The 13,286-nt window shown below is 69.4% G+C and carries 12 protein-coding genes; 8 read left to right on the forward strand and 4 right to left on the reverse strand.

Annotation, left to right across the window (positions count from 1 at the left end):
• The first annotated feature begins 16 nt into the window (after positions 1-16).
• Genes ABD875_RS15000 through ku form a run of 4 tightly spaced genes read left to right on the forward strand, consistent with a single transcriptional unit; the run spans position 17 to position 4,099 of the window.
• Complete coding sequence (locus tag ABD875_RS15000) at positions 17-1,336, forward strand: flavin-containing monooxygenase (protein WP_345178626.1); 1,320 nt, start codon at positions 17-19, stop codon at positions 1,334-1,336.
• Positions 1,333-2,286, forward strand: coding sequence for a bile acid:sodium symporter family protein (locus ABD875_RS15005; protein WP_345178633.1), 954 nt, complete (start codon positions 1,333-1,335; stop codon positions 2,284-2,286). The genes ABD875_RS15000 and ABD875_RS15005 overlap by 4 nt, the downstream gene beginning before the upstream one ends.
• Positions 2,283-3,188 (forward strand): SDR family oxidoreductase, encoded by a 906-nt coding sequence (locus ABD875_RS15010; protein ID WP_345178642.1) that lies wholly within the window; start codon positions 2,283-2,285, stop codon positions 3,186-3,188. The genes ABD875_RS15005 and ABD875_RS15010 overlap by 4 nt, the downstream gene beginning before the upstream one ends.
• 5 nt (positions 3,189-3,193) lie before the next feature.
• Entirely contained in the window at positions 3,194-4,099 is a 906-nt protein-coding gene (gene ku / locus ABD875_RS15015) for a non-homologous end joining protein Ku (RefSeq protein WP_345178648.1), read from the forward strand.
• A 329-nt stretch (positions 4,100-4,428) separates the two neighbouring features.
• On the opposite strand, the gene ABD875_RS15020 is transcribed toward ku, so the two are convergent.
• From ABD875_RS15020 to ABD875_RS15035, 4 genes are all read right to left on the reverse strand, one after another.
• Positions 4,429-4,662 carry a hypothetical protein gene (locus ABD875_RS15020; RefSeq protein ID WP_345178657.1) on the reverse strand — a complete coding sequence of 78 codons (234 nt, stop codon included), beginning with the start codon at positions 4,660-4,662 and terminating at the stop codon, positions 4,429-4,431.
• 188 nt (positions 4,663-4,850) lie between these two features.
• Positions 4,851-5,627 carry a succinate dehydrogenase/fumarate reductase iron-sulfur subunit gene (locus ABD875_RS15025; RefSeq protein WP_345178666.1) on the reverse strand — a complete coding sequence of 259 codons (777 nt, stop codon included), beginning with the start codon at positions 5,625-5,627 and terminating at the stop codon, positions 4,851-4,853.
• Between the two features lie 15 nt (positions 5,628-5,642).
• A complete protein-coding gene (locus tag ABD875_RS15030) occupies positions 5,643-7,481 on the reverse strand; it encodes a fumarate reductase/succinate dehydrogenase flavoprotein subunit (protein ID WP_345178675.1) in 1,839 nt (612 codons plus the stop codon).
• 20 nt (positions 7,482-7,501) lie between these two features.
• Positions 7,502-8,284, reverse strand: coding sequence for a hypothetical protein (locus tag ABD875_RS15035; RefSeq protein ID WP_345178682.1), 783 nt, complete (start codon positions 8,282-8,284; stop codon positions 7,502-7,504).
• 206 nt (positions 8,285-8,490) lie between these two features.
• Here ABD875_RS15035 and ABD875_RS15040 point away from each other — a divergent pair, with 206 nt between their 5' ends.
• The 4 genes from ABD875_RS15040 (at position 8,491) to ABD875_RS15055 (ending at position 13,132) form a co-directional block, all read left to right on the forward strand.
• Complete coding sequence (locus ABD875_RS15040) at positions 8,491-9,495, forward strand: glycosyltransferase (RefSeq protein WP_345178692.1); 1,005 nt, start codon at positions 8,491-8,493, stop codon at positions 9,493-9,495.
• 67 nt (positions 9,496-9,562) lie between these two features.
• Positions 9,563-10,261, forward strand: coding sequence for a succinate dehydrogenase cytochrome b subunit (locus ABD875_RS15045; protein WP_345178702.1), 699 nt, complete (start codon positions 9,563-9,565; stop codon positions 10,259-10,261).
• Between the two features lie 23 nt (positions 10,262-10,284).
• Positions 10,285-12,303, forward strand: a complete 2,019-nt coding sequence (locus ABD875_RS15050; RefSeq protein ID WP_345180524.1) for a fumarate reductase/succinate dehydrogenase flavoprotein subunit — start codon at positions 10,285-10,287, stop codon at positions 12,301-12,303.
• An 85-nt stretch (positions 12,304-12,388) separates the two neighbouring features.
• Entirely contained in the window at positions 12,389-13,132 is a 744-nt protein-coding gene (locus ABD875_RS15055; RefSeq protein ID WP_345178710.1) for a succinate dehydrogenase/fumarate reductase iron-sulfur subunit, read from the forward strand.
• Positions 13,133-13,286 lie beyond the last annotated feature (154 nt).

The following is a 13,286-nucleotide window of genomic DNA, read 5'->3' on the forward strand; positions in this document are numbered from 1 at the left end:
CGACATCATGCCTCGCGTGACCGACGACACATTCGCGGTGATCGGCGCCGGCCCGTCCGGGCTGGCCGCCGCCCGCAACCTCCAGCGCTTCGGCATCCCCTGGTCGGGCTACGAGCTCGCGGTCGGCGTCGGCGGGCTGTGGGACATCTCCGGGCCGCGGAGCACGGTCTACGAGTCGGCGCACCTGATCTCGTCGAAGACCACGACGCAGTTCACCGAGTTCCCCATGCGCGACGACGTCGCCGACTACCCGTCGCACCGCGAGCTGCTGACCTACTTCCGGGACTTCGCGGCGGCGTACGACCTCACCGGCGGGTTCGCGTTCGAGACCGAGGTGATGTCGGCGCGGCCGGCCGGCGACGGCTCGTGGACCGTCGTGTCGCACGGCCCCGAGGGGACCGTCGAGCGCCGGCACGCGGGCGTGATCGCCGCCAACGGGACGCTGAGCGAGCCGGCGGTGCCGACGTTCGAGGGCTCCTTCGACGGCGAGGTCATCCACACCAGCGCCTACAAGTCGCCCACGGTGTTCGCCGGCAAGCGGGTCCTGATCATCGGCGCCGGCAACTCGGGCTGCGACATCGCCGTCGACGCGGTCCACCACGCGGCGTCGGTCGACATCTCGGTGCGCCGGGGCTACTACTTCGTGCCGAAGTACCTCTTCGGCAAGCCCGCCGACACCCTCAATCAGGGCAAGCCGCTGCCGCCGCGGATCAAGCAGGCGATCGACTCGCGGGTGCTCAAGGCGTTCACCGGCGACCCGGTGAAGTTCGGCTTCCCGAAGCCGGACTACAAGATCTACGAGTCGCACCCGATCGTGAACTCGCTGATCCTGCACCACCTCGGCCACGGCGACCTCGCTGTGAAGCCGGACGTCGCCCGCTTCGCCGGCTCCGCGGTCGAGTTCAAGGACGGCACGTCGGCGCCGTACGACGTGGTCGTGCTGGCGACCGGCTACCACCTGCACTACCCGTTCCTGGAGCCGGAGGTGCTGCGGTGGGCGGGCCGCGGGAGCGCGCCCGACCTGTACCTGAACGTGTTCACGCAGGAGGACCGCAACCTGTTCGTCCTCGGCATGATCGAGGCGTCCGGCATCGGCTGGCAGGGCCGCTACGAGCAGGCCGAGCTGGTCGCGTCGTACCTCCGGGCGCGCACGACGGACCCGGCTGCGGCGGCCGCCCTCGAGCGCCGGGTCGCGGGACCGCGACCCGACCTGTCCGGCGGATATCACTACCTCGGCCTGGAACGTATGTCCTACTACGTCAACAAGGACGCCTACCGCCGGGCCGTCCGTGCGGAGATCGAGAGCCTCGGGCAGGGAGCAGGAGCAACCGGATGACCCTCTTGACCGCCCAGGTCGCGACGCTCGTCACCGACATCGACGACGTCAACATCGAGTTCAGCTCGGGCGCCTCGACCGTCCTCAAGGTCGTGATCGCGACGATCCTGTTCGGCATCGCGCTGGACATCAAGGTCTCGGACTTCACCGCGGTGCTGCGCCGGCCGTTCCCGATCCTGGTCGGGATCGTCGCGCAGTTCCTGCTGCTGCCGGCGCTGACCCTGCTGCTGACGATCGCGCTCGACGTGCGCGGCTCCATCGCGCTCGGCATGATCCTGGTCGCCTGCTGCCCGCCCGGGAACGTCTCCAACATCCTCACCCACCGAGCCCGCGGCGACGTGGCCCTGTCGGTCTCGATGACCGCGATCAGCAACCTGCTGACGATCGTGATGCTGCCGGTGAACTTCGCGTTCTGGGCCGGGCTCTCCCCCGCCGGCGACGACCTGCTCCGCGACGTCGACCTCGACCCGGTGAAGACGTTCCTGGAGATCGCGCTGGTGATCGGGCTGCCGTTCATCGCGGGCGTCACCATCAACCGGCTCTGGCCACGGGTCGCCCACCGCGCGCACCGGGTCGTCGGCCCGGTCTCGTTCGTCCTGCTGCTGCTGATCATCGTGCTGGCGTTCATCGGCAACTGGGACATCTTCACGAACTACATCACCCTCGTGCTGCTCGCCGTGTTCGTCCAGCACCTGATGGCGCTGGGGCTCGGGTACGGCGTCGCGCGCGGGACCGGCCTGCCCAGCAAGAGCCGCAAGGCGATGACGTTCGAGGTCAGCGTCCGCAACACCGGGCTCGGGCTCGTGCTGGTGTTCGCCTACTTCGACGGGCTGGGCGGGATGGCGCTGGTCGCCGCCTGGTGGGGCCTGTACGACATCCTCGCGGGGCTCGTCGTCGCCGAGCTCTGGAAGCGGCGCACCGCCGACGTACCCGAGCAGGTGGCCGTGTGAAGGTCCTCGTCACGGGCGGGAGCGGCTTCCTCGGGCGCTCGGTGGTCGCGGGGCTGGCCGCGGCCGGGCACGACGTCGTGAGCGCCGACCTGCGCCCGCCGGCGGTGGTCATGGACGTGACCTCGCGCGCGCAGGTCGACGAGGTGATCGGTGCGGCGCGGCCGGAGGTCGTCGTGCACCTCGCCTCGATCGTCACGCCGGGGCCGGGCTCCACCCGCGAGCTCGAGCACGCCGTCGACGTCGACGGCACCCGCCACGTCCTCGACGCGTGCGTGGCCCACGGGGTACGCAGGGTCGTCGTCTCGTCGAGCGGAGCGGCGTACGGCTACCACCCGGACAACCCGGCGTGGATCACCGAGGACCAGCCGGTGCGCGGCAACGAGGTCTTCGCGTACAGCCACCACAAGCGGCTGGTCGAGGAGATGCTCCCGGCGTACGCGTCCCTGGAACAGGTCGTCCTGCGCATCGGCACGATCCTCGGGGAGTCGGTCGACAACCAGATCACCGCGCTGTTCGAGCGGAAGCGGCTGCTGAAGATCCGCGGCTCGGAGTCGCCGTTCGTGTTCATCTGGGACACCGACGTCGTAGCCGTGATCGAGCAGGCGGTGACCGGGCCGGTGACCGGGGTGTTCAACGTGGCCGGCGACGGCGCGCTGACGATCAGCGAGATCGCCGAGCTCCTCGGCAAGCCGGTGCTGACGCTGCCGGAACCGCTGCTGCGCGCCGCCCTCGCGGTCGGGTCACGGCTCGGGCTCACGGCATACGGACCGGAGCAGACGATGTTCCTGCAGTACCGGCCGGTGCTCGCGAACGACCGCCTCAAGACGGTCTTCGGCTACACGCCGACGAGAACCTCCCGCGAAGCGTTCGATGATTGGCGGGCCGCTCGCCGGTCATACTGACCATCATGCGAGCAATCTGGAAGGGCGCCGTGTCGTTCGGGCTGGTCAGCGTGCCCGTGAAGCTGTACTCCGCGACCGAGTCCCACGACGTGTCGTTCCGGCAGGTGCACGCCAAGGACGGCGGGCGGATCAAGTACCAGCGGGTCTGCTCGATCGACGGCGAGGAGGTCGCGTACGCCGACATCGCGAAGGGCTACGAGACCGAGGACGGCGAGATGGTCATCCTCACCGACGACGACATGGCCGAGCTGCCCTCGACGTCGTCGCGGGAGATCTCGGTCGAGAAGTTCGTGCCGTCGGACCAGATCGACCCGATGCTCTTCGAGAAGTCGTACTACCTCGAGCCGGAGAAGACCGGCGCCAAGCCGTACGCCCTGCTCCGCCAGGCGCTCCTCGACGCCGACCGGATGGCGGTCGTGACCGTCGCCCTGCGCCAGCGCACCACCGTGGGCGTCCTGCGCGTGAAGGACGACGTCATCGTGCTGCAGACCATGATGTGGCCCGACGAGATCCGCCAGCCCGACTTCAACATCGACTCCGGCGACGTGAAGCCGCAGGAGGTCAAGATGGCGAACATGCTGGTCGAGACCCTCGCCGGCGACTTCGACCCCGCCGAGTTCGAGGACGACTACGCCGAGGCCGTCGAGGCGCTGGTCAAGGCCAAGATCGAGGGCGGCGAGGTCAAGCGCACCGAGACCTCCACCAAGACCTCCGGCGAGGTCGTCGACCTCCTCGCCGCGCTCCAGCGCTCCGTCGACGCCGCCAAGACCGCCCGCGGCGAGGACGCGCCCGAGGAGAAGAGGCCGGCGAAGAAGGCTCCCGCCAAGAAGGCGGCGAAGAAGGCCCCGGCCAAGAAGGCCGCCGCGAAGAAGTCGACCACCAAGAAGACGGCGGCCAAGAAGGCCAGCTAGCGCCGTCCGCTCGGCACCATCCGTCGCTGTTTCACCACGGTATGTAGGTGAACCTGCACGTCCCATGGCGTGCACACCGTGGGAAGTGCAGGTGCCACTGCATCACATGGTGAAACAGCAGCGACGCCTCGATTCCGCCCGCAGGTCGGCGTCGTTCCGCTCGCCAGCCAGATCGTCCGGAGGCGGCGGGGTCAAGGGCGGCGAAGCCGCCGAAGGGAACGCTTGACGCCCCCGACGGCGGACGGACAATTGCGGTGCCGGAAGGACGACGGCACGCACGGAGGCTTCGATACAGGCGCTGGCGCGCCTTCCTCAACCAGCGTCACCGGTCAGTCGGTGCTCGTCCACCCGCACCAGGTGACCTGCGAGCCGGCGGAGAGGTCGAGAGCGGTCTGCCGGTCGGCGAGCACGCCGAGGGCGCGGACGAGGCGCTCCTCCAGCGGAGCGGGGTCGCCGAGGGCGGCCAGCTTGGCCGCCTCCTCGAGCAGCAGCGCACGGAACCGGTCGACCGCGGGACTCCGCCCGAGGATGTGCAGGCCCGCCTCGTCCACCGCCACGCTCACGCCCTGATCCGCCACGACTCCACCCAAGCACCGCCCACCGACAACCGAACGGCGTCGACCGGCGTCCCAGGGGCATGAGGTACCTGAAGGCGCTGCTGACCCTGCTGGTCGTGACTGCGATCGTGGCGGCGGGCGTCGGGATAGCGGCGTACGCCGCTTCCCACGCCTTCGTGTCGCTGCTGAACTAGCTAGACCTCTGTGCGGCCCTCGTTGTCCTTGTTGCGGATGCCGATCTTGTTGCCGAGCCACACCAGCGGGTCGTACTTGCGGTCGACCACGCGCTCCTTCATCGGGATGATCGCGTTGTCGGTGATCTTGATGCCCTCAGGGCAGACCTCGGTGCAGCACTTGGTGATGTTGCACATCCCGAGCCCCGCCGCGTCCTGGGCCAGCGCCCGCCGGTCGTGGGTGTCGAGCGGGTGCATGTCGAGCTCGGCGTACCGCAGGAAGAACCGCGGGCCGGCGAAGGCCGGCTTGTTCTCCTCGTGGTCACGGACGACGTGGCAGGTGTTCTGGCACAGGAAGCACTCGATGCACTTGCGGAACTCCTGGCCGCGCTCGACGTCGATCTGCGCCATCCGGCGCTTGCCGTCGGCGTCGCGCGGCGGGAGCTCGGCGTACGGCAGCTCCTTGGCCTTCTCGTAGTTGTACGACACGTCGGTGACCAGGTCGCGGATCACGGGGAACGTCCGCATCGGCGTGACCGTGATCGTCTCGGTCGGCTCGAAGTCCGACAGCCGGGTCATGCACAGCAGCCGCGGCTTGCCGTTGATCTCCGCGGAGCAGGACCCGCACTTGCCGGCCTTGCAGTTCCACCGGATCGCCAGGTCGCCGGCCTGCGTCGCCTGCACCCGGTGCAGCGCGTCGAGGACGACCTCGCCCTCCGAGACCTCGACGTCGTAGTCGCCGAGGTCGCCGCCCGACTGGTCGCCGCGCCAGATCCGCATCTTCAGCGTGTAGCCCATGACAGTGCCTCTCCCTCAGTCGAAGTACTTCTTGAGCTCGTCCGGCATCACCGGGAGCGGCTTCTCGTGCAGGTCCACGCCGGTGCCCTCGGCGTTCAGGTTCACGACCAGGTTCTTGGTCCCCCACTCCGGGTCGGGGCCGGGGAAGTCGTCACGGGTGTGGCCGCCGCGCGACTCCTGGCGGGCGAGCGCCGCCTTCGCGATGCACTCGCTGACGATCAGCATGTTGCGCAGGTCGATCGCGAGGTGCCAGCCGGGGTTGTACTGCCGGTGCCCCTCGACCTTCATCGACTTCGCCCGCTCCTTGAACGCCTCGATCTCCGCGAGCGACGCCTCCAGCTCGGACGCGACGCGGATGATGCCGACCAGGTCGTTCATCGACTGCTGGAGGTCCGACTGGATCGTGTACGGGTTCTCCCCGCCCTCGACCTCGAACGGCGCCAGCGCGCTGGCCTGGGCCGCCTTCACGTCGGCCTCCGCCACCACCGGCCGCGCGCCCAGCCCGGCGGTGTACGCCGCCGCCGCCTCGCCGGCTCGCTTGCCGAACACGAGGAGGTCGCCCAGCGAGTTGCCCCCGAGCCGGTTCGACCCGTGCATGCCTCCCGAGCACTCGCCGACGGCGTACAGCCCCGTGACGGCGCTCTCCTGGGTGTCCGCGTCGACCTCGACGCCACCCATCACGTAGTGGCAGGTCGGCCCGATCTCCATCGGCTCCTGCGTGATGTCGACGTCGGCCAGCTCCTTGAACTGGTGGTACATCGACGGCAGCCGCTTGCGGATGAACTCGGGCGAGCGGCGCGAGGCGATGTCGAGGTAGATGCCGCCGTGCGGTGACCCCCGGCCGGCCTTGATCTCGGAGTTGATCGCCCGGGCCACCTCGTCACGCGGCAGCAGCTCGGGTGGGCGGCGGTTGTTCTTCTTGTCGTCGTACCACCGGTCCGCCTCCTCGACGGTGTCGGCGGTCTCCGCCTTGAAGAAGTCCGGGATGTAGTCGAACATGAACCGCTTGCCCTCGGAGTTCTTCAGGATGCCGCCGTCGCCGCGCACCGACTCCGTGACCAGCAGCCCCTTCACCGACGGCGGCCAGACCATGCCGGTCGGGTGGAACTGCACGAACTCCATGTTGATCAGGCTCGCCCCGGCCCGCATCGCCAGCGCGTGGCCGTCACCGGTGTACTCCCAGGAGTTCGAGGTGACCTTGAAGGACTTCCCGATGCCGCCGGTCGCGAGGATCACCGTCGGGGCGTCGAAGAGGATGAACCGGCCGCTCTCGCGCCAGTAGCCGAACGCGCCGGAGATCCGGCCCGGCCCGTCTCCTTGGCCGTCCTTCATGAGGTCGGTGATCGTGCACTCCATGAACACGTCGATCCCGAGCTGCACGGTGCGCTGCTGGAGCGTGCGGATCATCTCGAGGCCGGTGCGGTCGCCGACGTGGGCGAGCCGGGCGTACTTGTGGCCGCCGAAGTCGCGCTGCGAGATCAGCCCGTCGTCGGTGCGGTCGAAGAGCGCGCCCCAGTCCTCGAGCTCCTGCACCCGCTCGGGCGCCTCCTGGGCGTGCAGCTGGGCCATCCGCCAGTTGTTGAGCATCTTCCCGCCACGCATGGTGTCGCGGAAGTGCACCTCCCAGTTGTCCTCGGGCCAGCGGTTGCCCATGGCCGCGGCGATGCCGCCCTCGGCCATCACGGTGTGCGCCTTGCCGAGCAGCGACTTGCAGACGACGGCGGTGCGCGCCCCGGCCTCGTGCGCGGCGATCGCGGCGCGCAGGCCGGCACCGCCGGCGCCGACCACGACCACGTCGTACTCGTGGCGCTCCATGCCGCCCTCGCTGGAGCCGGACATCTCGTTCCCGGTCATGGGGTGCCGAGTCGTATCCACTAGAAGAACCTCACGTCGTCGATGGCGCCGGTGGCGAGCAGGTAGATGTAGAAGTCGGTGAGCGCGACGGAGAAGAGGGAGTACCAGGCCCACCGGGCGTGCTGCCCGTTGAGCTTGGAGACCCAGGTCCACAGCTTGTAGCGGACCGGGTGCTTGGAGAAGTGCCGCAGCCGGCCGCCCATGATGTGGCGGCAGGAGTGGCAGCCGAGCGTGTAGAGCCAGATGAAGACGACGTTGACCAGCATGATCAGCGTGCCGAGACCCATGTGGATCCCGTCGGACTCACCCTCGGCGGGCCCGAAGGCCAGGTACACGTCGTAGGTGAGGACGCAGGCCACCACGACCGCGGCGTACCAGAACCAGCGGTGGATGTTCTGCGCGAGCAGCGGGAACCGGGTCTCACCGGTGTACTTGCCGTGCGGCTCGGCGACCGCGCAGGCCGGCGGCGAGAGCCAGAACGCCCGGTAGTAGGCCTTGCGGTAGTAGTAGCAGGTCAGCCGGAAGCCGAGCGGGAACACCAGGATCAGCAGCGCCGGCGAGAGCGGGAACCCGCCGAACGGCTGGCCGAAGTCGGAGGAGCCGGGGACGCACTCGTTGCTCAGGCACGGCGAGTAGAACGGCGACAGGTAGGGCTCGGAGAAGTAGTTCTCGCCCGAGAACGCCCGCCACGTCGAGTAGATGATGAAGGCGACGAAGACGACGAACGTCAGCGCCGGCATCAGCCACCAGCGGTCCTGGCGGAGCGTCTTCAGGCCGATACGGGCTCGGGTGGGCCCGTTCACCCCGGTCGAGCCACGTGTGTCCGTTGACGCCATCGCATCCTCCGCAGGTCGGTCTCACCAGAGCGAGTCGTACGTGAGTCTGCACAACCGGCACCGGATGTGAAAGAGCCCACACCGACTTTCGAGAACGTGTTTCATCGGGCGGGTTCACCGGACATCCACCTGGACGCACCCGGCCGGCCATCCCCGCGCGCCACCGTGACGCCATGCGGATCGCGCTGGTGACCGAGACGTTCTTCCCCGCGGTGGACGGCACGACCACGACGGTGAAGGCCGTCCTCGACCGGCTGGTCGACCTCGGGCACCAGGTGCTGGTGGTCGCCCCCGGGCCGGGCCTCACGACGTACCGCGGCTGCCGGATCGCGCGGGTGCGCCCGTTCGACAAGCCCGGCTCGCAGGTGCGCGAGGCGCTCGACGCCTTCCGCCCCGACCTGGTGCACGCCACCTCGCCCGGGACGGTCGGGCGCAAGGCGGTCCGGCACGCGCGGCGGCTCGGCGTCCCCACGCTGGTCGTCGAGCAGTCCCCCACGCTCACGGACGTGCCCGCCGACCGGCTGCTGGTGACGTCCACCTGGATGCTCACCGCCGGCGCGCAGCTGTGGGCGCCGGGCGTCGACACCGCGGCGTTCACCCCCGCCCTGCGCGACGAGTGGCTGCACGACCGCTGGTCGAAGGGCGGGACCCGCGTCGTCGTGGGGTACGTCGGAGCGCTCCGCAAGCACCACGGCGTACGTCGGCTCCGCGCGCTGACCCGGGTGCCGGGCATCCGCCTGGTCGTCGTCGGCGACGGACCGCAGCGCGGCTGGCTCCAGGCGCACCTCCCCGGGGCGAAGTTCACCGGCGCGCTGAACACCGGCGAGCTGGCCGCGGTGCTGCCGAGCCTCGACGTGCTCGTCCACCCCGGCGAGCAGGAGACCTGCTGCCACGCGCTGCGGGAGGCGGGCGCCAGCGGCGTACCGGTCGTCGCGCCCCGCTGCGGCGGCGCGCTCGACGTGGTCCGCGGCCTGGAGACCGGCCTGTTCCACGACCCCGGGGACGAGCAGGCGCTGGCCCGCGCGGTCGCCGCGATCGCCGCGGACCGGCAGTGTGCGCTGCTCGGGGCCCGGGCCCGCGAGCTCTCCACCCGGGACTGGAGGGCGGCCGTCGACGAGCTCGTCGAACGGCACTACCTGGACCTCATCGGCACCCCGCAGGCCGTTCTGAACCCGTGAGTAACCGGGCGTAAGTCACACGCCCCGCCGCTTCCCGGCGGCGGCATGCGGGGTAGCGTGGACCCTCGTGGCAACGACGACCCTGGTCAAGGGGGGCCGAGCTTCTCGCTCGACGATCACCCTGAAAATCCTGATGGCCGGCAGCGGCATCATCTTCGTCCTGTACGTGCTCGCGCACATGTACGGCAACCTCAAGGCCTTCTCCGGCCACGACGCCTACAACGAGTACGCCGAGCACCTGCGCAGCATCGGTGAGCCGATGCTGCCGCACGGCAACCTGCTGTGGCTGATGCGGATCGGCCTCGTCGCGGCGCTGGTCGTGCACGTGTACTCCGCGGCCGCCCTGTGGCGCCGGGCGCGCAACGCGCGCACCACGAAGTACGTGATGAAGAAGAACCTGGCGTCGTCGTTCTCCTCGCGGTGGATGCGCTGGGGCGGCCTCACGATCCTGCTGTTCCTGGTCTGGCACCTCGCGAACTTCACGATCGGCAAGGTCAACGTCCAGGGCGGCGAGACCAACGACCCCTACAACCTGCTGGTCGACACGTTCCAGGTCTGGTGGATGACGCTGATCTACCTGGCCGCGATGTTCGCGCTCGGCATGCACCTGCACCACGGCACCTGGAGCGCCGCGCAGACGCTCGGCCTGACCAACAGCGCGCGCTCCCGCCGCAACGCCAAGACGCTCGGCTGGATCCTCGCCGTGCTCGTCGCCGGCGGCTTCTCTCTCGTCCCGATCTTCGTCCTCGCCGGCGTCATCGACTAAGGGGTTCAGCACACATGACCGACATGCCGGACACCACGCTCACGTCCGACCCGTCCCACGACGCCCCCGGCGAGCCTGCCGACGACGCCGCCGGCTACTACACGCCCGGTGACCCGATCCGCGACACGAAGGCCCCGGAGGGCCCGATCTCGGAGCGCTGGCAGACCCGCAAGTTCGAGGCCCGCCTGGTCAACCCGTCGAACCGTCGCAAGCTCGATGTGATCATCGTCGGCACCGGCCTGGCCGGTGGCGCCGCCGCCGCCACGCTCGGCGAGGCCGGCTACAACGTGAAGTCCTTCTGCTACCAGGACTCCCCGCGCCGGGCGCACTCGATCGCCGCGCAGGGCGGCATCAACGCGGCCAAGAACTACAAGGAGGACGGCGACTCCGTCCACCGCCTGTTCTACGACACCGTCAAGGGTGGCGACTACCGCTCGCGCGAGTCGAACGTCTACCGCCTCGCCGAGGTCAGCACGAACATCATCGACCAGTGCGTCGCGCAGGGCGTCCCGTTCGCGCGCGAGTACGGCGGTCTCCTCGACAACCGCTCGTTCGGCGGCGTGCAGGTCTCCCGCACGTTCTACGCCCGCGGCCAGACGGGTCAGCAGCTGCTGATCGGCGCCTACCAGGCCATGGAGCGCCAGGTCGCCGCCGGCACCGTGGAGCAGTTCACCCGCCACGAGATGCTCGAGCTGATCGTGGTCGACGGCAAGGCCCGCGGCATCATCGCCCGCGACCTGGTGACCGGCGAGATCGAGACCCACCTCGCCGACGTGGTCGTGCTGGCCAGCGGCGGCTACGGCAACGTCTTCTTCCTGTCGACCAACGCGATGGGCTCGAACGTCACCGCTTCCTGGCGCGCGCACCGCAAGGGCGCCTACATGGCGAACCCCTGCTACACGCAGATCCACCCGACCTGCATCCCGGTCACGGGCACGCACCAGTCGAAGCTGACCCTGATGTCGGAGTCGCTGCGCAACGACGGCCGGATCTGGGTTCCGAAGAAGCAGTCCGACTGCGAGAAGGACCCGCGCGACATCCCCGAGGAGGACCGCGACTACTACCTGGAGCGGATCTACCCCTCCTTCGGCAACCTGGTCCCCCGCGACATCGCCTCCCGCGCCGCCAAGAACGTCTGCGACGAGGGTCGCGGCGTCGGCCCGGCCGTGGACGGCGTGCGCCGTGGCGTCTACCTGGACTTCAGCGCCGCGATCGAGCGCCTGGGTCGCGACGGCATCGAGGAGAAGTACGACAACCTCTTCGACATGTACGCCCGGATCACCGGTGAGAACCCGTACGAGGTCCCGATGCGGATCTACCCGGCGGTCCACTACGTCATGGGCGGCCTGTGGGTCGACTACGACCTGCAGTCGACGATCCCGGGCCTGTTCGTGACCGGCGAGGCGAACTTCTCCGACCACGGCGCGAACCGCCTCGGCGCCTCCGCGCTGATGCAGGGCCTCGCCGACGGCTACTTCGTCCTGCCGCACACGATCCGCGACTACCTCGCGGACGGGCCGTTCGAGAAGATCGACGAGAACCACCCCGCCGTGGTCGAGGCGCGCAAGTCGGTCGAGGACCGCGTCGCGCACTTCCTCAACACCCAGGGCACCCGCAGCGTCGACTCGTACCACCGCGAGCTCGGCAACATCATGTGGGAGTACTGCGGCATGGAGCGGACCGAGGACGGCCTGAAGAAGGCGATCGACCTGATCCGCACCCTCAAGGACGACTTCTGGCGCAACGTGAAGGTGCTCGGCACGGCCGACACCCTCAACCAGTCCCTCGAGAAGGCCGGCCGCGTCGCCGACTTCCTCGAGCTGGGCGAGCTCATGTGCATCGACGCCCTCAACCGGCGTGAGTCCTGCGGCGGCCACTTCCGCGCCGAGTCCCAGACCGAGGACGGCGAGGCGCTGCGTCACGACGACCAGTTCGCCTACGTCGCGGCCTGGGAGTTCGCCGGAGACGGCGAGGCCCCTGTCCTGCACAAGGAAGACCTGGCCTACACGGCCATCGAGATGAAGCAGCGGAGCTACAAGTAATGGCCACCCCACGACGTTCTTCTCCTCCGCTTCGCTCCCCCGAACAACGCCGCGGGGGCCCCGACCTTGCAAAGCTGGTGAATCGATGAAGGTGACTCTGAAGATCTGGCGCCAGCCGGACGCCCAGGCCCAGGGCGCGATGCGCACCTACGAGCTGGACGGCGTGTCCACGGACATGTCGTTCCTCGAGATGCTCGACGTGCTCAACGAGGACCTGATCGCCAAGGGCGAGGACCCGGTCGCCTTCGACTCCGACTGCCGCGAGGGCATCTGCGGCATGTGCGGGCTGATGATCAACGGTCAGGCCCACGGCCCCGAGGTCACCACGACCTGCCAGCTGCACATGCGGTCGTTCAAGGACGGCGACGAGATCGTCATCGAGCCCTGGCGGGCCGACGCGTTCCCGGTGGTCAAGGACCTGGTCGTGGACCGCGGCGCCTTCGACCGGATGATCCAGGCCGGCGGCTTCATCTCGGTCAACACCGGCTCCGCGCCCGAGGCGCACTCCGTGCCGGTCCCCCGCGACGACGCGATCCGCGCGTTCAACGTGGCGACCTGCATCGGCTGCGGCGCGTGTGTCGCCGCCTGCCCGAACGGGTCCGCGTCGCTGTTCATGGGCGCCAAGATCACCCACCTGGGCGAGCTGCCGCAGGGCCAGCCGGAGCGCGACAGCCGCGTCGTCGGCATGGTCAGCCAGCACGACGCCGAGGGCTTCGGCGGCTGCACCAACATCGGCGAGTGCACCGCCGCCTGCCCGAAGGAGATCCCGCTCGACGTGATCTCCCAGCTCAACCGGGACCTGCAGACCGCGCTGCGCCACGGTCACTGAGCAGACACCGGGTGGTTTCGAGGCTCAGGCGCTAGGGCGCCTTCGCACCTCAACCACCGACCTCGGTGGTTGAGGTGCGAGGAGCGCCAGCGACGAGCCTCGAAACCACCGTCACGGCGACGGCAGCAGCCAGACCTCGTCCTCGGCGGAGCCG

The sequence above is a fragment of the Nocardioides caricicola genome, assembly GCF_039541135.1.
Taxonomy (GTDB): Bacteria; Actinomycetota; Actinomycetes; order Propionibacteriales; family Nocardioidaceae; genus Nocardioides; species Nocardioides caricicola.